At 55.7% G+C, this 22,444-nt stretch carries 18 protein-coding genes, 3 tRNA genes and 3 rRNA genes; 8 read left to right on the top strand and 16 right to left on the bottom strand.

Annotated elements, in window-relative coordinates:
• Nucleotides 1-22: 22 nt before the first annotated feature.
• Nucleotides 23-1,021, bottom strand: a complete 999-nt coding sequence (gene thpD / locus HALO_RS04800) for an ectoine hydroxylase (protein WP_035585611.1) — start codon at nt 1,019-1,021, stop codon at nt 23-25.
• 269 nt (nt 1,022-1,290) lie between these two features.
• Here thpD and HALO_RS04795 point away from each other — a divergent pair, with 269 nt between their 5' ends.
• Nucleotides 1,291-1,749, top strand: a complete 459-nt coding sequence (locus tag HALO_RS04795; RefSeq protein ID WP_050713126.1) for an META domain-containing protein — start codon at nt 1,291-1,293, stop codon at nt 1,747-1,749.
• A gap of 225 nt (nt 1,750-1,974) precedes the next feature.
• Here HALO_RS04795 and HALO_RS04790 read toward each other — a convergent pair.
• The 7 genes from HALO_RS04790 to HALO_RS04760 form a co-directional block, all read right to left on the bottom strand.
• A tRNA-Thr gene (locus tag HALO_RS04790) sits at nt 1,975-2,050 on the bottom strand.
• 72 nt (nt 2,051-2,122) lie between these two features.
• A tRNA-Gln gene (locus HALO_RS04785) sits at nt 2,123-2,197 on the bottom strand.
• Nucleotides 2,198-2,203: 6 nt separating this feature from the next.
• Nucleotides 2,204-2,279, bottom strand: a tRNA-Phe gene (locus tag HALO_RS04780).
• 212 nt (nt 2,280-2,491) lie between these two features.
• Entirely contained in the window at nt 2,492-2,767 is a 276-nt protein-coding gene (locus HALO_RS04775; RefSeq protein WP_050713125.1) for an oxidative damage protection protein, read from the bottom strand.
• A gap of 62 nt (nt 2,768-2,829) precedes the next feature.
• A complete protein-coding gene (gene mutY, locus HALO_RS04770) occupies nt 2,830-3,924 on the bottom strand; it encodes an A/G-specific adenine glycosylase (RefSeq protein ID WP_035585613.1) in 1,095 nt (364 codons plus the stop codon).
• 118 nt (nt 3,925-4,042) lie between these two features.
• Nucleotides 4,043-6,382 carry an AsmA family protein gene (locus tag HALO_RS04765; protein ID WP_050713124.1) on the bottom strand — a complete coding sequence of 780 codons (2,340 nt, stop codon included), beginning with the start codon at nt 6,380-6,382 and terminating at the stop codon, nt 4,043-4,045.
• A complete protein-coding gene (locus tag HALO_RS04760) occupies nt 6,382-6,864 on the bottom strand; it encodes a GNAT family N-acetyltransferase (RefSeq protein ID WP_035585615.1) in 483 nt (160 codons plus the stop codon). The genes HALO_RS04765 and HALO_RS04760 overlap by 1 nt, the downstream gene beginning before the upstream one ends.
• A 197-nt stretch (nt 6,865-7,061) precedes the next feature.
• Here HALO_RS04760 and hisB point away from each other — a divergent pair, with 197 nt between their 5' ends.
• The 5 genes from hisB (at nt 7,062) to HALO_RS04735 (ending at nt 10,430) form a co-directional block, all read left to right on the top strand.
• On the top strand, nt 7,062-7,655 hold the full coding sequence (hisB, locus tag HALO_RS04755) for an imidazoleglycerol-phosphate dehydratase HisB (protein ID WP_035585616.1): 594 nt from the start codon (nt 7,062-7,064) through the stop codon (nt 7,653-7,655).
• Nucleotides 7,656-7,731: 76 nt separating this feature from the next.
• On the top strand, nt 7,732-8,373 hold the full coding sequence (gene hisH, locus HALO_RS04750; protein WP_035585617.1) for an imidazole glycerol phosphate synthase subunit HisH: 642 nt from the start codon (nt 7,732-7,734) through the stop codon (nt 8,371-8,373).
• Between the two features lie 11 nt (nt 8,374-8,384).
• Nucleotides 8,385-9,131 carry a 1-(5-phosphoribosyl)-5-[(5-phosphoribosylamino)methylideneamino]imidazole-4-carboxamide isomerase gene (hisA, locus tag HALO_RS04745; RefSeq protein ID WP_035585618.1) on the top strand — a complete coding sequence of 249 codons (747 nt, stop codon included), beginning with the start codon at nt 8,385-8,387 and terminating at the stop codon, nt 9,129-9,131.
• Nucleotides 9,128-9,901, top strand: a complete 774-nt coding sequence (gene hisF, locus HALO_RS04740) for an imidazole glycerol phosphate synthase subunit HisF (RefSeq protein ID WP_035585619.1) — start codon at nt 9,128-9,130, stop codon at nt 9,899-9,901. Before hisA ends, hisF begins: the two co-directional genes overlap by 4 nt.
• Nucleotides 9,902-9,929: 28 nt before the next feature.
• The gene (locus tag HALO_RS04735; protein ID WP_035585620.1) at nt 9,930-10,430 is read left to right on the top strand and encodes a hypothetical protein; all 501 of its coding nucleotides are present in this window, start codon (nt 9,930-9,932) and stop codon (nt 10,428-10,430) included.
• Nucleotides 10,431-10,433: 3 nt separating this feature from the next.
• On the opposite strand, the gene HALO_RS04730 is transcribed toward HALO_RS04735, so the two are convergent.
• Nucleotides 10,434-11,036 (bottom strand): YjaG family protein, encoded by a 603-nt coding sequence (locus HALO_RS04730; RefSeq protein ID WP_035585768.1) that lies wholly within the window; start codon nt 11,034-11,036, stop codon nt 10,434-10,436.
• Between the two features lie 123 nt (nt 11,037-11,159).
• On the opposite strand from HALO_RS04730, the gene HALO_RS04725 reads away from it, so the two are divergent.
• Entirely contained in the window at nt 11,160-11,849 is a 690-nt protein-coding gene (locus HALO_RS04725; RefSeq protein ID WP_050713123.1) for a type 1 glutamine amidotransferase, read from the top strand.
• Nucleotides 11,850-11,870: 21 nt separating this feature from the next.
• Here HALO_RS04725 and mnmH read toward each other — a convergent pair whose 3' ends face one another.
• The 4 genes from mnmH to HALO_RS04705 form a co-directional block, all read right to left on the bottom strand.
• The gene (gene mnmH / locus HALO_RS04720) at nt 11,871-12,959 is read right to left on the bottom strand and encodes a tRNA 2-selenouridine(34) synthase MnmH (RefSeq protein WP_035585622.1); all 1,089 of its coding nucleotides are present in this window, start codon (nt 12,957-12,959) and stop codon (nt 11,871-11,873) included.
• Nucleotides 12,956-13,993, bottom strand: a complete 1,038-nt coding sequence (gene selD / locus HALO_RS04715; protein WP_035585623.1) for a selenide, water dikinase SelD — start codon at nt 13,991-13,993, stop codon at nt 12,956-12,958. The genes mnmH and selD overlap by 4 nt, the downstream gene beginning before the upstream one ends.
• A 56-nt stretch (nt 13,994-14,049) precedes the next feature.
• Complete coding sequence (gene radA / locus HALO_RS04710) at nt 14,050-15,420, bottom strand: DNA repair protein RadA (protein ID WP_050714124.1); 1,371 nt, start codon at nt 15,418-15,420, stop codon at nt 14,050-14,052.
• Nucleotides 15,421-15,583: 163 nt separating this feature from the next.
• Nucleotides 15,584-16,030, bottom strand: coding sequence for a copper resistance protein NlpE N-terminal domain-containing protein (locus HALO_RS04705; protein ID WP_035585624.1), 447 nt, complete (start codon nt 16,028-16,030; stop codon nt 15,584-15,586).
• 166 nt (nt 16,031-16,196) lie between these two features.
• Between HALO_RS04705 and hisC the strand changes: the two genes are divergently transcribed.
• Nucleotides 16,197-17,258 carry a histidinol-phosphate transaminase gene (gene hisC / locus HALO_RS04700; protein ID WP_081899180.1) on the top strand — a complete coding sequence of 354 codons (1,062 nt, stop codon included), beginning with the start codon at nt 16,197-16,199 and terminating at the stop codon, nt 17,256-17,258.
• Nucleotides 17,259-17,460: 202 nt separating this feature from the next.
• On the opposite strand, the gene rrf is transcribed toward hisC, so the two are convergent.
• From rrf to HALO_RS04685, 3 genes are all read right to left on the bottom strand, one after another.
• Nucleotides 17,461-17,576 (bottom strand): 5S ribosomal RNA (rrf, locus tag HALO_RS04695).
• A gap of 155 nt (nt 17,577-17,731) precedes the next feature.
• Nucleotides 17,732-20,621, bottom strand: a 23S ribosomal RNA gene (locus HALO_RS04690).
• Nucleotides 20,622-20,867: 246 nt separating this feature from the next.
• Nucleotides 20,868-22,400 (bottom strand): 16S ribosomal RNA (locus HALO_RS04685).
• The 16S, 23S and 5S rRNA genes sit together here, the layout of an rRNA operon.
• Nucleotides 22,401-22,444 lie beyond the last annotated feature (44 nt).

Genomic DNA, 22,444 nt, shown 5'->3' with positions numbered 1-22,444 from the left:
GAATTTGTTTCCCCACTGCGGGTTAGCGATATTGCTCCCCCGGTTGATCAGGGCTATGGGCCAAGAAATCTGGCCGTTGATTAGCTGCCGCATAAGGCGCTTGGCAACGATTATCCTGACGGTTAAATACGAAAAACACGTTGCTACGCGGGTCGGGCGAAAGGTTGGCGTTCGAGGCATGCAGCGTATTGCAATCGAACAGCAGCAAACCGCCCGCCTTGCCTTTGGGTGCTTCAATACCGTGTTCCGCCACTAGCTCGGCCAGCGCCTCTGGACTGGGCACGCCCACTTCCTGCGCCTTCAACGAACTTTTGTGGTTATCCTCCGGCGTTTCACCTAGGCATGGCACAAACTTTTTGTGCGAGCCAGGAATCAACATTAACGGGCCATTGAACTCGTGGTTATCGGTTAAGATCAGCGATGCGCTAACCGCATGCATTGCGGGCATGCCGTCTTCTGCGTGCCACGTTTCAAAATCGGAGTGCCAGTTAAAGCCTTTACCGGCAAACCCAGGCTTGTAGTTAATCCGCGATTGATGCACATAAGGATCGCCGCCAATGACTTGACGGGCCGCGCCCGCTACGCGCTCATCGCTGGCCAGCTTGCCCAAGCGCTCAGAGAGGAAGTGCACCGCAAACAGCGAGCGGATCTCCTGACTCTCTGGCTCAGTGACGCTGAAATCCTGATTGAGATACTCATCGTTGCTCATCAGCACCTTCATTTCCTGACGCAGCTCCTCAAGCTCTGCGCCTTCAATAAGGTTAGGGATAAACAAAAACCCTTTACGCTCAAACTCATCGAGCTGCGCCTGGCTTAACGGGCCAGAAAGCTGGCGGCCCTTAACGACCGCATCTTGGCGCGGCAGCCAAGTGTTTGCAGGGGGTGTGGCTAAGCGCGACGGGTAGGCATCCTGTACCTGTGGGCGCTGAGCCTGTGTACCGTGAACGTTAGGCGTATCGGCCATTTCACTATATTGCTTATGGGCGGTTACAGCATTTAGCGGTGTGCTTTTGACTGTCATCTAATCCACTCCTTGTATGATTAGGTTTCAGATCGAACGATGTTGCAAATATTCATAACAATGCACGCTTCAATCGTCGTGCAGGGAGTAGCCTAGTCGACTAAAATTTCCTCGCAAGGCGTGATTTCCGGTTTGATAACGTAGGTTACGTGAAAAAAATTGAAGAGTGGCTTTTTGAGCAATAAGTCACCTAAAAAGCACGCTCGATGCCACAATATTTGCGGCTAATGGCTCTAACCTTTTTAGTTAACTGAATAAGGAATCAGGCTTTGAAAAGACGGCTAGCGCTTTATGGATTTATCGGTGCCCTATTAATAACCGCCGGGTGCTCTTCAGCAGCCATGGATAGCCAAGAGACAGCCCATCACCCTGATGAAACCTTGATCAACACCTACTGGAGGCTGGTAGCGCTTGATGGCGCGCCGGTCGTCGCCCTAGAGAATTTCCGTGAAGCGCATTTGGTTCTTCATCAAGAGGCTTCTCGCTTAGCCGGCGCTACCGGCTGCAATACCCTGATGGGCAGCTACCGTGTTAAAAATGAGCACATAGCGTTTGGTCAAATCGCCAGCACTAAAATGGCCTGTCCAACGGCCCAAATGAAAACTGAACGAGACTTTCTAACCGCGCTCAAGCAGGTAACAGCATGGAGCGTGAATGGCGCGACGCTTGTACTGTCGGGGGAGAATAATGAACCACTGGCGGCCTTCGAAGCGGTGCATCTTTATTAGCAATACGGTTAGGCAACGCTATCTTTAAGGTTTTAAAGCTTCGCTGGTTATCTAACGTATATACAGGCGCAGCAAGCTTTCTGAATAGCGTGTTATCCACAGCCCTGTCTAAATAGCAGGTGTGGATAAAGCCAATACTGAATAGGTATTTCAGATACGAAAAAGCCGCCCTTTCGGACGGCTTAATCTAATTCTCTAACGCTTAACTTTTAACCACTCTTTCAGTGGTGCCGACACCAGGAGTCGAACCCGGGACCTACTGATTACAAGTCAGTTGCTCTACCAACTGAGCTATGTCGGCGCTTCACGTTTTCTTGAGAACATGACTGCTTTGCTGTTGGGCTTCGCAATCAACAAGAAATTTTGTTGGCAATGGCTGGGGTACCAGGATTCGAACCTGGGAATGCCGCTACCAAAAAGCGGTGCCTTACCACTTGGCGATACCCCAGCAGTGTGGTGGCCAGAGACGGAATCGAACCGCCGACACGGGGATTTTCAATCCCCTGCTCTACCAACTGAGCTATCTGGCCGCTGCCAACGGTGCGTATTAAACTAAAAACGCCGCTTTTCGTCAACACCTTTGTGAAACTTTCTTGCGATACCGATGCTTAGAGGTCTTTTTTCCTGCGCCATCTCTGGCTCGGCTTTCTCTACACCCATGCCTAGAGCCACTGATTACAAGTCAGTTGCGCTATCCAATCACCCGCCCCTAGAACGATCCCGCTCTCTTCATGCACGCCATTCATGCCTGCGTAGGCGGCACATAGCCTTCGGCTTKGTCGGTCTCCTGGTTATCTAGGAAGCGTTGCATCTGCTCCATGAGGTACGCACGGGATTCAGGGTCGAGCATGTTGAGGTGTTTCTCATTGATCAGGCGGGTTTGCAGCGCCTGCCAGGCTTCCCAGGCGGGCTTGGAAACGGTGGCTTGAATCTCCTGGCCCTGTTTACCCGGCAAAGGAGGGAATGGTAGCGCCTCTAGCTCTTTTTGGTACTTGCGGCAAAAAACGGTATTGCTCATAACGTGCTCCTGGTTCTGCATCTTCATTCAATGATCTCATCCAACCTGCTTGAAAACGCTTATTAAGCGTGGCCGGGTGTTGGATTGAGGCTAAAGGGCGTTAGCTGGCTCAGCAGCACTTTAACCGGGGCGGCAAGGCCCAGCGCGGGCGGATGATTAACGTCGTACCATACGCCGCTTTCGCGAACACCGCCCAGCCTATCGCAGCTGACCGGCTGCGGGGTAATCTCCAGGCGAAAATGGCTGAAGGTGTGATAAAAACTAGGCGATGTAGTCTCCCGCTTTGGGTTAACAGCGTTGTCTTCAAGCCAGTCGTTGAGTTCACTGTGCTTGTCAAACTGCGGCAAGCTCCATAACCCGCCCCATAAGCCGCTAGGCGGGCGCTGTTCCAGCCATACCCGGCCCTCCTGGTCGCGCAGCATCAGCATAATCGTTTGCCGGGTGGGCAGCGCCTTTTTCGGTTTGGATTCTGGGTAACGCTTTGGCTCGCCTTGGGCGTAGGCCAAACAGACATCGTTAAACGGGCAGCTCAGGCAGTCCGGTTTGCTGCGTTTACATAGCGTGGCGCCAAAATCCATCATCGCCTGGGTGTAATCGGCCAGCCGCGCGGTGGGAGTGTAGTACTCCGCCAGCGCCCACAGCTTTCGCTCCACCGCAGGCTTGCCCGGCCAGCCTGAAAGCGCATGCAGGCGAGTGAGCGAGCGCTTTACATTGCCATCTAAAATAGCGGCCCGCTGCCCCGTGCTTTGCGCAATGATAGCGCCAGCGGTGGAGCGGCCAATGCCGGGCAGCGCCACTAAAGCGTCGATACTCTGTGTCGGTAGCTCACCACCGTGCTCCGCCAACGCAACCTGGGCAGCTTTATGCAAGTTGCGCGCGCGGGCGTAGTAACCAAGCCCTGTCCAGAGATGCAGCACTTCATCCTGCGGCGCCTTGGCGAGGCTTTCCAGGGTAGGAAAGCGCACCATAAAACGCTCAAAATAGCTGATAACGGTGGCAACCTGGGTCTGCTGCAGCATAATTTCCGACACCCATACGCGGTAGGCGCTGCGTGGCGACTGCCACGGTAAATCGTGGCGACCATAGCGGTCAAACCAGGCCAGTAGGCGCTGTTGGAATTCGCTTGCCGCCAGCCGCGGCGTGGGCATATCCGTCATGTGCGTTCCTTAAACAGCAAGCTTTCTAAAAGTAAGGTGGTGAACTAGTCACTATACAAAAGCGCCGGCGTTTAGGCCGGCGCTACAGGGACTGTTTCAGTTCAGAATGTCGAGATACTCAGTTAAACAGACTACGCAGGCCGTCGCGGAGTTCTTGAGCAGCGCCTTCGCCAAGGCGTTCATCTAGTTCGTCTAACGAGTCGCCCAACCGCTCTTCCAGCTCTTCATCCACTCGATCCCCGGCTTCGTTACGCAGCAGGTCAACCACGGCGGTCTGGAACATCTCGCGGTCAAAGCGGCACCACTCGGTACGCTCATCGCCGAAATTACCTTCACAGCGCACGGGTAACGGCAGTTGCTCCAGACGCGGATTAACCTCACAGGCCGCGTCAGCGGTGTCGACCAAGCGAGCATTAGCACGGCTATCGAAGTTCAAGCTAGCGAGATTGAGTTCGCCTTCTCCGCGCACATCGATGCCGGGCAGGGTAATTAGCAGGTCGTCACTCTCCACTAAACCGTTGCTAATCTGGAAAGTCGCATCAAAACGCTCAAAGCGCGTATCGGTGTGCCAATCCCGCAAGGTGCCCTGCCCTTCTAGCTGAGCCACCAGCTCGCACATCTGCTTGGAAATATTGGTATTCAAAATCGCGCCTTCGTTTAGACGAGCATTAAGCGCGCCATTGAGGTTGCCGATAAGCGCTTCACGGGTATTGCCCTGACTGGTGACATCCCCGGTTAAATTAAAGCGACCGCGCAGTGGTGATGCCTCCTCTTTTTCACTGATCGCTTCAATCAACGGCGCCACCTGAACGTTGTTAATAGTCGGCGATAGCGCCCMCTCAAGGATGGAATCCGTAGCATCAACCTGGCCGGTAGCGCTGAGTTCACCCTCATAGAAGCCTGACTCAAACGCCGTTAGCCGATGAACGCCGTCGTCGCCACGCAGTTGCAAGCGTGGATTGTTGAAGGTCAGGCCCGCAAAAATAAGCGTATCCACGCTCAGGTCGCCCTCTAACGCCAGCCCGCTGAGCAACGATTGCGGCACTAATGTGTTGTTTTCCTGAGCAAAGGCTTTGCGTAGCAAGCCGCGACTCGCCTGTTTGGCGGTGGCCTCACCGGGAAGATAGCGATCAAGGTCTAGTTGGTCACCGGCTAAATCGAACGCCAAGCGTGAGCCATCCAGCGCGGCCGATAGTTCACCGGTAAAGGTACTGTCGTCAACTACCAACGAAAGGCTAGGCAGTGAGAACTGCTCGGCATCGCCTTCAATAGGGCTGGTCATGGCCACATCGCTGAGCGCCAACTCACCCGCTGTAGTAAGCGTAACGCCTGCACGGGCCAGCCAGGGGCGTAGCGTAAACGGGGCTGCCGTTAGCTGGCCACGGTAGCGCGGCGCATCGCGCAGCTGCTCAATATTAAGGTGCCCACTGACCCTGAGACCATCCGGCCCGGTGAGCTGTAGCTCTTTCAACTGGGCCGTTTGTGCCTGCCAATCGCTCTCCAGACCAAAGGCAAGGGCCAGCGCCAAACTACCCTGCCAGTTATCCGCATTGCGCAGGCCCGTTTCAAGCAGCCCTTCTTTAATGGTCAGTTGCTGTTCGCCCATACGTGCAACGAGTTCGGCGGCTTTTAAACTGAGCTGCTGTGGCTCGCCCTCTGCGCCTTTAGTCGTTCGGGTGGKCAGTGCCATATTTTCCAGGGCAAACAGCTTATCCGCCAAGCCAAGCCGCACGCGCGTTTCGAGATTAATCTCGCTGGTAAGATCGGGGGTGCGTTCCAATACTTCGGCATCAAGTCGATTATGCTTGGTCAGCGTAAACATGGCCTTCAATGGGAAGGCGCGCAGTGGGTTAACGTTGCTACCCGAGATATTCAGTTGCTGCATGCGCCACAGCGCTTGGGTTTGCGCATCGCGGAAGCGAATATCGGCATTTTTCACTTCAACGCTGGCAATACTTAATACCACCGCCAGGCTACCTGCGTCTGCATTGGGGCCTGCACTGGCGGGTGCCAGCACCGTTTCAGCCGCTCCCTCATTATGTTCAGAGAGGCGTTCTAACAAGGGTTCCCAGTTACCTTCGCCTTGAGCGTCGCGCTCCAGGTTAAGGCGCATACCGTCTAGCGTTAGGCCGTCAACGGCAATTTCCCCACGTAGCAACGGGCCGAATGCCACGCTCACTTCCGCGCGGTCAATCGCCGCAAAAGCAGCGCTATCTTCGGCCTGCTCGGGCAACCAGGCGCGGGCTTTCTCTACGCTAACGCCGATACGCGGGTAGAATGACCAGGTAATGGGGCCTTCCAGCGCCAAGTTGAGCCCGGTTTGCTCTTCAACAACGGCGGTTAAACGGGGCTTAAAGTCTTCTGGATCCAGAAAGGKGGTCAMATAGACCACGGCGGCGACCGCGACGATGGCAAGAATACCGACGGCTGCCAGTACAATACGTAATAGTTGTTTCATTACCCTTTCCCTTGTGGGTCTAGCTCAACAAAATCGCTGGTGGCGGGCATTCCCGCCGCCGGAGTCTCTGGATTAGCCATTGGCCGGTAACCTAGCTTGGAGAGCAGCACACGGTCGGCCAGTGGTAAGGTAGACGTTTCAATGCGCAGAACGCGGCCTTCCTGCTTGGCTTGCTCGCCCAGCAGGGCCATTAAGCGCGAACCGACGCCACGGCGGCGGGTGGTTTTGCGCACGCAGAGCTCTGAAAGCCACCACGCTCGGTCTTCGCCCTCTTGAACGGCAACGGCCCCCAGCAGCCGGTCATTGAAAAGTGCACAGGCAAAAAAGTGCTGGCCTGCAAAATGTTGTTCAATAAATGGCTCAACCGTTGGAGTGGGCATGCGCTCTTGGGGCGCATCCTGGTAGATGCGCATCAGATCAAGGCGCACCTGCTCATCGGCCTCCCAACGGGCCTGGTCGACATGGTGCAGTGTCACCGGCATGGTGAAATCCTCTTCGCCAAAGCAGCCTGGCTGCTATTACTGCCGCAATTGATTGCGGCTACATTTCGCGCATTGTAGCGGATGAAGGCGCCGATTCACTATAATGGTCGCTTCGCCATAGGCTGATCAAATAATGGTAAGTTGATGCAGAGCCATCGGCCGTCCCTCAGAGTGCGCCTTAGCGCAGGAGATGCAACATGTCAGCGCGTATTGCCACGGTTAGCCGTGACACCAACGAAACGCAGATCAAGGTCAGCGTCAATCTCGACGGTGAAGGCCGTCTCAATTGCCAAACCGGCGTTCCGTTTCTGGATCATATGCTTGATCAAGTTGCCCGCCATGGGATGATCGATCTCGACATCAACGCCAATGGCGACCTGCATATTGACGACCACCATACCGTAGAAGACCTGGGTATTACGCTAGGCCAGGCGTTTTTTGCAGCCATTGGCGATAAACGCGGTATTTACCGCTATGGGCACGCCTATGTCCCCCTTGATGAAGCACTCTCGCGCGTGGTGATCGATTTTTCTGGTCGGGCAGGGCTGCACATGAACGTAGAGTTTACTCGCGATACCATCGGCAGTATGGACACTCAGCTGTTCTGGGAGTTTTTCCAAGGCTTCGTCAATCATGCCCACGTAACGCTGCATATCGACAATATTAAAGGTTTTAATGCCCACCATCAGGCGGAAACGATTTTTAAGGCCTTCGGCCGGGCGCTACGTATGGCCGTGGCGGAAGACCCGCGCATGGCAGGCCAAATGCCCTCCACCAAAGGGAGCTTATAATGCTGCGCTGTAGCCTGCGCGATGCCACGGGCTGTGCCGTTAGCCCTATTTTGTCCACTTCTCCAAGGAGCGCTTCATGACCATTGCTGTAATCGACTATGGAATGGGTAATTTACATTCCGTGGCCAAAGCGCTGGAGCATGTGACCCATGAGAATGTCGTCATTACCCGCGACCCGCGCCGCATCCTGGGCGCGACCCGCTTGGTACTGCCTGGCCAAGGGGCCATTCGCGACTGCGTTGGCGAACTTGAGCGCACCGAATTACGCGGGCTGGTGGACGATATTTTAACCCGCCAGGCTAAACCGCTGCTGGGAATCTGCGTGGGTCAACAGATGCTGCTGGAGCGCAGCGAAGAGAATGGCGGCGTGGAGTGCCTGGGCTTCTTTAAAGGCAGCGTGGATCGCTTCCCAGGCGATATGCGCGATGCCCACGAACAACGCCTGAAAGTCCCCCATATGGGCTGGAACGTGGTCGAGCAGCACCATGAACACCCCTTGTGGGCCGGTATTGATAACCGCGAACACTTCTACTTTGTGCACAGCTACTACGTGAATGCCGCGGAAGATGCCCAGGTATTTGGCACGACTCAATACGGCAAGGTAAGCGCCCATGTGGCCATTGGCCGGGATTCGACCTTCGCGGTGCAGTTCCACCCGGAAAAAAGCTCCCGCGCAGGCCTTCGACTGCTTGAAAATTTTGTCACCTGGACGCCCTGAGAGGATTTTGTATGTTGATAATTCCCGCTATTGATCTCAAAGATGGCCAGTGTGTCCGGTTGAAACAGGGCCGCATGGAAGACGCGACCTCCTACGGAGATGACCCAGTCGCTATGGCGGCCCGCTGGGTAGAGGCAGGCGCCCGCCGACTGCACCTGGTGGATTTAAACGGCGCCTTTGAAGGCAAGCCGATGAATGGCGACGCTGTTACGGCGATTGCCCGCGCCTACCCCAACCTGCCGATTCAAATTGGTGGCGGTATTCGCAGTGCGGAAACCATTGAGCATTATTTAAGTGCCGGTGTCTCTTACGTCATTATCGGCACCAAAGCGGTAAAAGAGCCTGCATTTGTGGGCGAGATGTGCCGCGCCTTCCCCGGCCATGTGATTGTGGGGCTGGATGCCAAAGATGGCTATGTTGCCACCGACGGTTGGGCAGAGGTCTCTACGGTTAAAGCCACTGAGCTTGCCAAGCGTTTCGCCAACGATGGCGTTTCCAGCATCGTCTACACCGACATTGCCCGCGACGGCATGATGCAGGGCGTCAACGTGGAAGCCACCGCTGCGCTGGCCCGTGAAGGTGGTTTACCGGTGATTGCCTCGGGTGGTGTAACCAATTTGGACGACATCACAGCACTCTGCGAGGTGGCTGACAGCGGTATTTTGGGCGCGATCACTGGCCGGGCGATTTATGAAGGCAGCCTGGATGTTGCCGAAGCCCAGCGATTGAGCGACCAACTAACGGGAGGCGGCTCATGAGCCTTACTAAACGCATTATCCCCTGCCTGGACGTAGACGCCGGACGCGTAGTCAAAGGCGTTAATTTTGTCGGCATTCGCGATGCCGGTGATCCGGTGGAGATTGCCCAGCGCTATAACCAGCAGGGCGCCGACGAGATTACCTTTCTCGATATTACCGCCAGCCACGAAGACCGCGACACCACGGTGGAGATGGTCGAGCGCATCGCTGGGGAAGTATTTATCCCGCTGACCGTCGGTGGCGGCATTCGCAGCTGTGACGATATTCGCACCATGTTGAACGCCGGGGCAGACAAAGTCTCGATCAACACCGCGGCGGTCAACAACCCTGAGTTTGTGCGCGAAGCCGCCGAGCGTTTTGGTAGCCAGTGCATTGTGGTGGCCATTGACGCCAAGCGGGTCTCTGAAGAGGGTGAAACGCCTCGCTGGGAGATTTTCACCCACGGTGGCCGCCGCCCAACAGGCCTGGATGCCGTTGAGTGGGCGAAGAAGATGGTGGAGTTCGGCGCGGGAGAGCTGTTGCTCACTAGCATGGATCGCGACGGCACCAAGATTGGTTTTGACCTGGGCGTGACCCATGCGATTTCCGAAGCGGTGAGCGTGCCAGTCATTGCCTCAGGTGGTGTGGGCAACCTGGATCACTTCGTCGATGGCGTACTCAAAGGTGGCGCCGACGCAGTGCTGGCCGCGAGCATTTTCCACTTTGGCGAGTACACCATTCCTGAAGCGAAGCGCTATATGGCCGAACGCGGTATTGAAATGCGCCTTTAAAATGCCCTTTATCAACAAGGAACGTCGAATGTTTCGCTCACATCCATGGATGGGATGGCTAGCAGGCCTGCTGTTTAGTATGCCTGCTACAGCGTTCTCTGATTGGCCTCCGTCGTTGGAGTGGGATCATACCCTGGTGCAAACCAGCCTTTATACCCGCCACTTCAGCCCCGACCCGGAACACACTAACCAGCAAGACCTGATCAGCATTGAACTGCATAATCCGAATAACTGGCTAGCGGGCGTGGCTTGGTTCAAAAACTCCTTTGATCAACCGTCATGGTACTTCTATGCAGGGCGGGAATTTCCTCTTTGGCAAACCGATCAGGGGTTAAACGTGCGCGCCAAACTGACCGGGGGGCTCCTGCGCGGCTACCAGGGCGAGTATCGCGACAAGATTCCGCTCAATCACTTGGAAATCGCCCCGGCAGTACTCCCCAGTATCGGTGTCCAGTGGGGCCGGTTTGAATCTGACCTGATTGTATTTGGCGCCGCCGGCATGATGATAACTGCAGGGGTGCGCTTTTAACCGCTACTCCTCAACCTCGTCCAGCGTTAAACCTAGATTGCTGATACCACCATTGTGACCTAGTTCGCGCACCGCTTTCATCGCCGCTTTATCCAGCGGTTCACTAACGGCTTCCAGCACGGCGTCCTGGAAGTCATTTTCGTCGGCCATTAGCGGATGATCACGAATAATCAGCGCCAACGCCTGGGAGTCAACCTCACCCTCGGTGAGCTCTATAAAGGCGCGTACGCCCGCTCGAGAGGTGCGGCTCACGTCCAACACGGCCTCTGGGGAGTCGCCTTGCAGGGTGTCCAGCAGCGCCGAAACCGACACCACCGCATCCAGGGCACGCCGGGCACCAAAGCTGTCATCCTGTTCCGGCGGCTCACACTCGGCGAGCTTTTCCGCTTGGCGGGCAAAGTCGATACTGGCATTGGGCACATTAAGCCGTTCCCAAACCAAACTCAGCACAGTACGCAGCGTATGGCTATCACCCTGGCCAGTGGTTTGCTCATAAAGCACATAGTTAGGCAGCAAGCGCTCACACAGCGCCGCCATAAAGGCCTGCTGGGCAGGGAGTGTGAGTTCTTGCAGCCGTTGGTAAAAGCCCTGAGGTTTCGACACCATAGTGATTTCCTGGATCGCTTGACGTGGGATATTGGTGAAAAGTAGCGGGTACGTTATCTTCTCTATACGCTTGGGGTGATCCCCCAGCGCTTTGATGATTGTACGGCCGGCGAGGAGATTACCATGCATATTCATCTGCTACAGCACGGCCCTGACCATGGCCCCGCCCGTTTAACCGACTGGCTAACCAGTATGGGCCATAGTTACACCGTTTTTCATCTCTACGCAGGTGAGCTAACACCCCGCCCAAGCGAATCTGATGCGCTGATTGTGCTTGATGGCCCAGAGGCGCTGCTCAGCCAATCAGCGGGGTGGTTTAAAGCTGAAGAAAAACTGATCAACCGCTATCTGGACGGCCAAAAGCCGCTGTTGGGTATTGGCGTGGGTGCTCACTGGATTGCCCAGGCGTTGGGCTCAGTGGTGGCGCCTGGCMCTTATGCTGAAACAGGCTGGCATACGGTCMCCTTAGCGCCGGAAAGCGCGCTGGATTTACCCGAAACATTCACCGCTTTTATGTGGCACCGCTACGTCTTCAGCCTACCCGACGATGCTTTTCCCTTAGGCGGTAGCGAAGCAGCGCCGCTGCAAGGATTTGCCTGGGACAGGGGGCGCGTCATCGGCCTGCTCTGCCATCTGGAAGCCACCGCGGCTAGCGTAAAACAGCTGCTGGGCACTGCCGAGTGGCCCAATGCATCGCCTGCCGCCGCCCGCTATATTCAGGACGATGCGCAGATCCTTGAGACCCCTAACCGCTTTATTAATTTGGCGCCGCTACTGGATCGCGTTATGACTCAGTGGCTTAAAGCGGCGTAACCGCAGCAAGATATATGGCCGTCAGCGGTTCCACTGCCTGACGGCCGCTAAGCAACTATCCCAATCACCCACATGGATTTCTGGCGGAGCAGCGTCGCGCTGCTTCTCTAAGTGGTAGCGATAAAGCGGGTCGTAGTACTCGGTAAGTAGCGGCGCAAGCCAGGCTTCGTGGGCTTGAGGGTTGCCTTGGGCATGCTCCTTAAAGGCCAGTGCCTGCAGCCGCTGTAAGCGCTGCAGGCGCGCATTGCCTAAGCGTTTTCCTAACCGAATAAGCGCGTTGCTTAACTGCGCCTGCATTAATTGCCAGCCTTGATAATCGCCATGGCGAGCGGCATAGGCCAGCTCCAGATCGATAATATAGTCCTGCTGGATTTGAGCGAGGCGCCAATCCAACGGCATTTCGATACGCACCCGTGGCGATTGCTGCAGCGCTCGCCAGAAGCTCAAGGGAATATTGGCATTACCAATCTGGCGGGACTCATCTTCGATGACCAGCCCTTCCGTCAGCCCAATTAGCCGCTTGGCCAGCGCATGCTCAAAGTTGATTTGCGTGGCAGGCTCTTCGGGCCTGCGCCCGAAGGCAGAGCCTTTATGGTGCGCGTAGGCTTCCAGGTCAACGCCGTTCTCAAGCTGGTTAATCAGCGTCGTTTTTGCACACCCGGTCAGCCCCGAGACAACCAGCATGGGTTGAAGCGCGGCCGCGTCAATGCGCTCACACAGCGCTTGGCGCATGGCTTTCCAACCACCTTCTAAGCGCGGCCTTGAGATACCGGCTTCTTCCAGCCACTGCTGTGCGATTTTTGAACGTAGCCCACCGCGAAAGCAGTAAATCAGCGCATCCGGATGCTCGGCTAAATACGTCTGCCACGCCGCTATCCGGGCCTGCTTGACCTTGCCGCTGACTAAACGCTCGCCCAGCTCAATCGCCGCGGCTTGGCCGTGCCTTTTATAAGCAATACCGACCTGATGACGCTCATTATCGACCATCAAGGGCAGATTGACGGCCCCCGGCAGCGCGCCCTGGGCAAACTCCACAGGGGCGCGCACATCAATTAGCGGCTGCTCTTCTCTGATTAAACTCAATACCGCTGGCGTCGTGGCTAGTGTCACCCGACCACCTCAATGGAGGCGTTGCCTTGACGCGCTTTCATTACTCCAAATGAGTGTAACGACAGGCCGAATTCACGACCGATGCGCTCAACGTCATCTTCCCAGGCGGGGTCAACGCTGAGCAGCAGGCCGCCGGAGGTTTGTGGGTCGCATAACCACTGCCAGTGGGCTTCGTCCATGGCGGGCAGGCTTTCACCCAGGGCATCGCGATTACGCAGCGTACCGCCAGGCACAGCTCCCTGGCGACGATACGACTCCGCCTCGGCGAGACGTGGCAGCTTACGGAAATCAATTTGTGCCATCACACTGCTGGCTTGGCACATTTCCGCAAGGTGGCCTGCTAAACCAAAACCAGTGACATCGGTCATGGCGTTCACCCCTTTCACATCGGCCAACTTCACGCCAATGTTATTGGGCTTGAGCATGGTTTCCCGGGCAAGCCCGTGATGGCCCATTTCCAACAAACCACGTTTCTCTGCCGTGGTTAACATACCCACGCCTAACGGTTTGGTTAAGAACAACAGATCACCGGGCTTGGCGGTGCTGTTTAGCTTGAGCTTGTCTAGATCGACCAAGCCGTTCACAGCGAGCCCGAAAATTGGCTCGGGCGCATCGATAGAGTGGCCACCGGCCAGAGCAACGCCTAATTCGCGACACACCGCCTGGGCACCAGCCATTACATCGCCCGCTACTTCAGCGCTAAGCTTATCCAGCGGCCAGCCCAGAATACCTAACGCCATCACTGGCTTGCCGCCCATGGCGTAAACGTCGCTGATGGCATTGGTGGCGGCGATACGTCCAAAATCGAAGGGGTCATCGACAATGGGCATAAAGAAGTCCGTGGTGGCAATCATGCCGCGACCATCGCCCAGATCGTAGACGGCCGCATCCTCGCGCCCTTGATTGCCGACGATAAGCCGCTTATGGCCCGCCGCTGGCCCTGCCTTGGCCAGAATCCCATCCAGCACATCTGGGGCGATTTTGCAGCCGCAGCCTGCGCCGTGGCTATATTGGGTCAAGCGAATCGAACTCATCGTGTCTCTCCTTGGCACTTGGGGAATATCATCAGTTTAGCCCAGCATGGCGCATACTACAGAGCGTCCAGCGCGTCGCTAAGCTTATCCACGGCAATGACCTCCATACCTTTGGGCGGCTGCTTGGGGGCATTAGCGCGGGGTACAATGGCACGTAGAAAACCGTGTTTGGCGGCTTCGGCGATGCGCTCCTGACCACTGGGCACCGGGCGTATTTCGCCCGATAGTCCAACCTCACCAAAGACCACCAGCTCTTTGGGCAGGGCTCGGTTTTGCAGGCTAGAGACCACCGCCAACAGTACTGCCAAATCAGCGCTGGTTTCGAGCACTTTGACACCTCCGACGACGTTTAAAAATACGTCCTGGTCGCCGGTAAACAGGCCGCCGTGGCGATTAAGTACCGCTAACAGCATGGCCAGACGGTTTTGATCCACGCCGACGGCGACTCGGCGTGGATTACCCAGCGCGGACTCATCCACCAGCGCCTGAACCTCGACCAGAATCGGCCGAGTGCCTTCCCAGACGACCATGACTAAGCTACCTGGGGCCTGCTCCTCCTGACGGGAAAGAAAGATCGCGCTGGGATTTTTAACCTCTTTAAGGCCCTGCTCTAGCATAGCGAAAACGCCGAGCTCGTTAACGGCACCAAAGCGGTTTTTCTGTCCGCGCAGGGTGCGAAAGCGTGAGTCTGCACCGCCTTCTAATAACAGCGAGGCATCAATCATATGCTCAAGCACTTTAGGGCCAGCCAGTGAACCGTCTTTGGTGACGTGCCCCACCAGTAATAAGACGGTATTGGTCTTCTTGGCAAAGCGCGTCAGCGCGGCGGCCGACTCGCGCACTTGGGCAACGCCACCAGGCGCAGAAGCTATATCTTCCAGATGCATGGTTTGGATGGAGTCGATCACCAAAATCTCTGGTTTCTCCCGCTCAGCCACCGCCAGAATAGTTTCTACACTGGTCTCGGCCAGCATTTTCAAACCATTGGTGGGCAACTGTAAGCGATGGGCACGCATGGCGACCTGAGAGAGCGACTCCTCCCCCGTCACATAGAGGATACGACGCTGCTGGGCCAGCTTGCAGGCCGTTTGCAGCAGTAGGGTCGATTTACCCGCGCCAGGATTGCCCCCCAACAGCACCGCAGAGCCAGGCACAAGCCCGCCGCCCAGCACACGGTCAAACTCTGCGAAGGTGGAACTCATACGTGGTACTTCGCTGAGATCCACATTACCCAGGTCGATCACTTCGCGCGACAGATCACCCGCGTAGCCAGATCGGCCGGGGGTTGCACCCCCACCGGGGCGGGCGCTTGCCAAATGAACTTCGCTGAGGGTGTTCCACTCTTGGCAACTGCTGCMCTGCCCCTGCCATTTACGGTATTCGGCGCCGCACTCGGTGCATACAAAGGCGCTTTTGGCTTTAGCCACTGCCATTACACTCCTACTGTTGCTAGCTTTTATGGCTTATCTTCGCTGAGTTGCCACAAGCGCTAAATTGCTTAAACCTGTTGCACTTGCCTGCGTTACGCTATTCACCGCTACAAACACAAAAGGCGGCCAGTGGCCGCCTTTTGTACTACTGGCTAACGCGTTACTGACGCTTTAGCTGCAGCATTTCGCCATTTTCAAAGCGGCGACGCTCTGGGTCAATCAACTCCAACGTGCTGTCATCGATACGCATGAAGTAGTAAATCTGACCATCGCCATCGGGCGTCAGCTCGTAAACGGTAGCGTCCGGGTCAGACGGTGTACCTGTTAGCACTTCCCAGTTACCCGCGTAGTTTTCATCTGGCGGGGTCTGAGGGTGGTTACGGTAGCTGGCGTTCAGCGTGAAGGTGCGTTCTTCAGCTGGACTCATATCTTCACCCACCATGGTGACATCCAGATCGATACCATCGCAATTACGGCAAGGCAGTGAGCCCTGGTAATTTTGCTGTGCGGCAGCCGCTTCCTCTTGCTGCTGTTCCATAGGGCCGCTTGCACAGCCAGCCAGCAGTGCCAACATGGCCGAACCGGCCAGCAAACTCTTAAGTTGCATAGAGTGTCTCCTTAATCTCGTGTTGGACATCACATTTATTTACGCGCACTTGTGACAGCATAACCGCTACAAGGTGCGACGCACACCCCTAGCTACGCGAATGCTTGCGCTTAGTTAGCCTTCAAGCGACCATGGTGTACCTTGCTAGGATAATCAGGTTACCCCTATGAGCCAATACTGGAGTCCGGCCGTTCGCGAACTTACCCCTTACGTGCCCGGTGAGCAGCCACGCGAGCAGCTTGTTAAGCTCAATACCAATGAAAATCCTTACCCGCCCGCTCCGGGTGTCGGTGAGGCGCTGCGCGATTACGCGACAGACCATCTGCGCCTCTATCCTGACCCAACCTCTGCAGCGCTGCGTGAAGCATTAGCGGAGTCGTTTCAGGTAGCGAGCAGCCAAGTCTTTGTAGGCAATGGTTCCGATGAAGTGCTGGCGCTTGCCTTCCAGGCATTTTTCCGCCATAACGCGCCCCTCGACGTACCCACGATCACCTATAGTTTCTATCCCGTCTACGCCAATCTTTATGGCGTTGAGCTGCGTAAGCATCCCCTTAACGCCCTGTGGGAAGTCGATATTGATGCGCTGGCGGCGGCCACGCACCGTAGCGGCGTTATTTTTGCCAACCCGAATGCGCCTACCGGCCATGCGCACCCGCTGGAGGCCATTGAGGCACTGCTTAAGCGAGTCACTGATCGCGTAGTGCTAGTGGATGAGGCGTATGTCGATTTCGGCGCTGAGAGCGCTGTAGCGCTAATTGATCGCTATCCTAACCTGCTGGTCACCGGCACGTTTTCTAAATCACGCAGTTTGGCAGGTTTGCGGTTGGGCTATGCGGTGGGCTCACAGGAGTTGATTGATGGCCTGCTGCGGGTAAAAGACTCCTTTAACTCTTATCCTGTCGATAGTTTGGCAAGCCTACTAGGCATCGCCGCGCTGAAAGATGTCGAGCATTTTGAAGCCTGCCGCGAGCATGTGATTACCACCCGTGAGCGTACCCGTCAGCGCCTCGAAAATTTGGGCTTTGAGGTGCTGCCTTCTAAGGCCAACTTCGTGCTTGCCCAGCACCCCGACTACTCAGGCGCCCAGCTATTTACGGGCCTGCGCGAGCGGGGCATTCTGGTGCGCCACTTTAATACCGCCGAGCTCAACAACTTCCTACGTATCACCATCGGCACCGATGATGAGATGGATAGTTTGATTGAAGCCCTGGAGACAATCTGCGGATAGCCTTAGTGTGAGGCGTGAGGCGTGAGGCGTGAGGCGTGAGGCGTGAGGCGTGAGGCGTGAGGCGTGAGGCGTGAGGCGGAACAGGATATTGGGGAGACCCCCATTCACCAACGTTTTCTACTCACGATTCACGACTTACCCTTCACCCAACACAAAAAAAATCCCCCAAGGCATCAGCCCTGGGGGATTTTTCATAATAAGTGCCTGACGATGACCTACTCTCGCATGGGGAGACCCCACACTACCATCGGCGCTAAGCGGTTTCACTTCTGAGTTCGGCAAGGGATCAGGTGGTTCACGCGTGCTATGGTCGTCAGGCGTAACTGTTAATGTACATCATGCTGACTAGCGTTTTTGCTATCTTGTGATCGTCTCATTGCCTGTCGCCCTGGCGTTATGTCGCTTGGGCCACACGCTGCGTATCCGGCTTTGAATGTTGCGTCATCATCACGACCAGACCCCTTGGGTGTTATAGGGTCAAGCCTCACGGGCCATTAGTACACGTTAGCTCAACGCCTTGCAGCGCTTCCACACCGTGCCTATCAACCAGCTGGTCTCGCTGGGCCCTTCAGGAGGCTCTAGGCCTCAGGGATGTCTCATCTTGAAGGGGGCTTCCCGCTTAGATGCTTTCAGCGGTTATCCCGTCCGACCATAGCTACCCGGCAATGCCACTGGCGTGACAACCGGAACACCAGAGGGTCGTCCACTCCGGTCCTCTCGTACTAGGAGCAGCCCTTCTCAAACATCCAACGCCCACGGCAGATAGGGACCGAACTGTCTCACGACGTTCTAAACCCAGCTCGCGTACCACTTTAAATGGCGAACAGCCATACCCTTGGGACCGACTTCAGCCCCAGGATGTGATGAGCCGACATCGAGGTGCCAAACMCCGCCGTCGATGTGAACTCTTGGGCGGTATCAGCCTGTTATCCCCGGAGTACCTTTTATCCGTTGAGCGATGGCCCTTCCATACAGAACCACCGGATCACTAGAACCTGCTTTCGCACCTGCTCGACGTGTCTGTCTCGCAGTCAAGCACCCTTATGCTCTTGCACTCAATGCACGATGTCCGACCGTGCTGAGGGTACCTTCGTGCTCCTCCGTTACTCTTTAGGAGGAGACCGCCCCAGTCAAACTACCCACCACACACTGTCCTCGATCCGGATAACGGACCTGAGTGAGAACGCCAATGATGCCAGGCTGGTATTTCAAGGTTGGCTCCGCCCGAACTGGCGTCCGAGTTTCAAAGCCTCCCAGCTATCCTACACAGGCAACATCAGCGTCCAGTGTGAAGCTATAGTAAAGGTTCACGGGGTCTTTCCGTCTAGCCGCGGGTACACCGCATCTTCACGGCGATTTCAATTTCACTGAGTCTCGGGTGGAGACAGCGTGGCCATCATTACGCCATTCGTGCAGGTCGGAACTTACCCGACAAGGAATTTCGCTACCTTAGGACCGTTATAGTTACGGCCGCCGTTTACCGGGGCTTCAATCAAGAGCTTCGCCTTGCGGCTAACACCATCATTTAACCTTCCGGCACCGGGCAGGCGTCACACCCTATACGTCCGCTTGCGCGTTAGCAGAGTGCTGTGTTTTTAATAAACAGTTGCAGCCACCTGGTATCTTCGACCGGTTCGGGCTAGGAGAGCAAGTCTCTTCACCCTACGCCGGCGTGCCTTCTCCCGAAGTTACGGCACCATTTTGCCTAGTTCCTTCACCCGAGTTCTCTCAAGCGCCTTGGGATTCTCACCCTGACCACCTGTGTCGGTTTGGGGTACGGTCGCACATGATCTGAAGCTTAGAGGCTTTTCCTGGAAGCGTGGCATCAGTGACTTCCTGACCGTGGTCAGTTCATCTCGTGTCTCGGCCTTGAAAGGGTCCGGATTTACCTAAACCCTCAGCCTACTCACTTTCACCAGGACAACCAACGCCTGGCTCACCTAGCCTTCTTCGTCCCCCATCGCAACCATGTCCGGTACGGGAATATTGACCCGTTTCCCATCGACTACGCCTTTCGGCCTCGCCTTAGGGGCCGACTCACTCTGCTCCGATTAGCGTCGAACAGAAACCCTTGGTCTTCCGGCGAGGGAGTTTTTCACTCCCTTTATCGTTACTCATGTCAGCATTCGCACTCGTGATACCTCCAGCAGACTTCTCAATCCACCTTCATTGGCGTACACGACGCTCCTCTACCGCTCATCCAAAGGATGAACCCGTAGCTTCGGTACCTGGTTTAGCCCCGTTACATCTTCCGCGCAGGCCGACTCGACTAGTGAGCTATTACGCTTTCTTTAAAGGATGGCTGCTTCTAAGCCAACCTCCTAGCTGTCTGAGCCTTCCCACATCGTTTCCCACTTAACCAGGATTTCGGGACCTTAGCTGACGGTCTGGGTTGTTTCCCTTTTCACGACGGACGTTAGCACCCGCCGTGTGTCTCCCACGCGTTACTCACCGGTATTCGGAGTTTGCCTCGGGTTGGTAAGTCGGGATGACCCCCTAGCCGAAACAGTGCTCTACCCCCGGCGGTACTACGTGAGGCGCTACCTAAATAGCTTTCGAGGAGAACCAGCTATCTCCGAGCTTGATTAGCCTTTCACTCCGATCCACAAGTCATCCAAATCTTTTTCAACAGATCCTGGTTCGGGCCTCCAATTGATGTTACTCAATCTTCACCCTGCTCATGGATAGATCGCTCGGTTTCGGGTCTATATCCAGCGACTGTGTCGCCCAGTTAAGACTCGGTTTCCCTACGGCTCCCCTATACGGTTAACCTCGCCACTGAATATAAGTCGCTGACCCATTATACAAAAGGTACGCAGTCACAGAACAAGTCTGCTCCTACTGCTTGTACGCACACGGTTTCAGGATCTATTTCACTCCCCTCTCCGGGGTTCTTTTCGCCTTTCCCTCACGGTACTGGTTCACTATCGGTCAGCCAGGAGTATTTAGCCTTGGAGGATGGTCCCCCCGTCTTCAGTCAAGGTTTCTCGTGCCCCGACCTACTCGATTTCACATGATCAGATTTTCGACTACGGGGCTATCACCCGCTACGGCCACGCTTCCCAACGTGTTCGCCTAATCAGTCACATGCTTAAGGGCTGGTCCCCGTTCGCTCGCCGCTACTAGGGGAATCTCGGTTGATTTCTTTTCCTCAGGGTACTTAGATGTTTCAGTTCCCCTGGTTCGCCTCGTACACCTATGTATTCAGTGCACGATACTCATCTTATGATGAGTGGGTTTCCCCATTCAGAAATGCCCGGGTCACAGGTTGTTGCCACCTCACCGAGCCTTATCGCAGGCTACCACGTCTTTCATCGCCTCTGGCTGCCTAGGCATCCACCGTGTGCGCTTCATTGCTTGACCCTATAACCCGAAGGAGTCTGGATGTCGCAATGATCACGTTTCATTTTGCCGGATACGCTTGAGACGTATCACAATTTAAGACCATACCTTGCGGTATGTTCTTGTCAGCATGATATACATTGTTAAAGAGCGACTGCTATACGCAGTGATAAGGCAACGCCGTAGGCGGCTGGCTTATCACTGCGCATCAACAGCTATCTGATCAGGTAATTCATTGTGGACGCTTACCGACTGTGACGCATCGTTTAAGGAGGTGATCCAGCCGCAGGTTCCCCTACGGCTACCTTGTTACGACTTCACCCCAGTCATGAACCACACCGTGGTGATCGCCCTCTTGCGTTAGGCTAACCACTTCTGGTGCAGTCCACTCCCATGGTGTGACGGGCGGTGTGTACAAGGCCCGGGAACGTATTCACCGKGACATTCTGATTCACGATTACTAGCGATTCCGACTTCACGGAGTCGAGTTGCAGACTCCGATCCGGACTGAGACCGGCTTTAAGGGATTCGCTGACTCTCGCGAGCTCGCAGCCCTTTGTACCGGCCATTGTAGCACGTGTGTAGCCCTACCCGTAAGGGCCATGATGACTTGACGTCGTCCCCACCTTCCTCCGGTTTGTCACCGGCAGTCTCCTTAGAGTTCCCACCATTACGTGCTGGCAAATAAGGACAAGGGTTGCGCTCGTTACGGGACTTAACCCAACATTTCACAACACGAGCTGACGACAGCCATGCAGCACCTGTCTTACAGTTCCCGAAGGCACACCAGAATCTCTTCCGGCTTCTGTAGATGTCAAGGGTAGGTAAGGTTCTTCGCGTTGCATCGAATTAAACCACATGCTCCACCGCTTGTGCGGGCCCCCGTCAATTCATTTGAGTTTTAACCTTGCGGCCGTACTCCCCAGGCGGTCGACTTATCGCGTTAACTTCGCCACAAAGTGCTCTAGGCACCCAACGGCTGGTCGACATCGTTTACGGCGTGGACTACCAGGGTATCTAATCCTGTTTGCTACCCACGCTTTCGCACCTCAGTGTCAGTGTCAGTCCAGAAGGCCGCCTTCGCCACTGGTATTCCTCCCGATCTCTACGCATTTCACCGCTACACCGGGAATTCTACCTTCCTCTCCTGCACTCTAGCCTGACAGTTCCGGATGCCGTTCCCAGGTTGAGCCCGGGGCTTTCACAACCGGCTTATCAAGCCACCTACGCGCGCTTTACGCCCAGTAATTCCGATTAACGCTTGCACCCTCCGTATTACCGCGGCTGCTGGCACGGAGTTAGCCGGTGCTTCTTCTGCGAGTGATGTCTTTCCTACCGGGTATTAACCGATAGGCGTTCTTCCTCGCTGAAAGTGCTTTACAACCCGAGGGCCTTCTTCACACACGCGGCATGGCTGGATCAGGGTTGCCCCCATTGTCCAATATTCCCCACTGCTGCCTCCCGTAGGAGTTCGGGCCGTGTCTCAGTCCCGATGTGGCTGATCATCCTCTCAGACCAGCTACGGATCGTTGCCTTGGTAAGCCATTACCTTACCAACTAGCTAATCCGACATAGGCTCATCCAATAGCGGGAGCCGGAGCCCCCTTTCTCCCGTAGGACGTATGCGGTATTAGCCTGGGTTTCCCCAGGTTATCCCCCACTATCGGGCAGATTCCTATGCATTACTCACCCGTCCGCCGCTCGTCAGCGGGKAGCAAGCTMCCCCTGTTACCGCTCGACTTGCATGTGTTAGGCCTGCCGCCAGCGTTCAATCTGAGCCATGATCAAACTCTTCAGTTTAAGATCTATGCGKTTCTTACCCGCCACTCGAAAGTGACAGAAGC

The sequence above is a fragment of the Halomonas sp. R57-5 genome (assembly GCF_900070345.1).
GTDB classification, from domain to species: domain Bacteria; phylum Pseudomonadota; class Gammaproteobacteria; order Pseudomonadales; family Halomonadaceae; genus Vreelandella; species Vreelandella ventosae_B.
The sequence above is the reverse complement of the archived record's forward strand: the minus strand, read 5'-3'. Positions and strand labels throughout refer to the sequence as shown.

Coding starts and splice junctions, on each gene's coding strand:
- hisF (WP_035585619.1), top strand. CDS start 9,128: ATGAGCCTTACTAAACGCATTATCCCCTGCCTGGACGTAGACGCCGGA.
- hisA (WP_035585618.1), top strand. CDS start 8,385: ATGTTGATAATTCCCGCTATTGATCTCAAAGATGGCCAGTGTGTCCGG.
- HALO_RS04730 (WP_035585768.1), bottom strand. CDS start 11,036: ATGGTGTCGAAACCTCAGGGCTTTTACCAACGGCTGCAAGAACTCACA.
- mutY (WP_035585613.1), bottom strand. CDS start 3,924: ATGACGGATATGCCCACGCCGCGGCTGGCGGCAAGCGAATTCCAACAG.
- HALO_RS04760 (WP_035585615.1), bottom strand. CDS start 6,864: ATGCCGGTGACACTGCACCATGTCGACCAGGCCCGTTGGGAGGCCGAT.
- thpD (WP_035585611.1), bottom strand. CDS start 1,021: ATGACAGTCAAAAGCACACCGCTAAATGCTGTAACCGCCCATAAGCAA.
- hisC (WP_081899180.1), top strand. CDS start 16,197: ATGAGCCAATACTGGAGTCCGGCCGTTCGCGAACTTACCCCTTACGTG.
- hisB (WP_035585616.1), top strand. CDS start 7,062: ATGTCAGCGCGTATTGCCACGGTTAGCCGTGACACCAACGAAACGCAG.
- selD (WP_035585623.1), bottom strand. CDS start 13,993: ATGAGTTCGATTCGCTTGACCCAATATAGCCACGGCGCAGGCTGCGGC.
- hisH (WP_035585617.1), top strand. CDS start 7,732: ATGACCATTGCTGTAATCGACTATGGAATGGGTAATTTACATTCCGTG.
- HALO_RS04705 (WP_035585624.1), bottom strand. CDS start 16,030: ATGCAACTTAAGAGTTTGCTGGCCGGTTCGGCCATGTTGGCACTGCTG.
- HALO_RS04735 (WP_035585620.1), top strand. CDS start 9,930: ATGTTTCGCTCACATCCATGGATGGGATGGCTAGCAGGCCTGCTGTTT.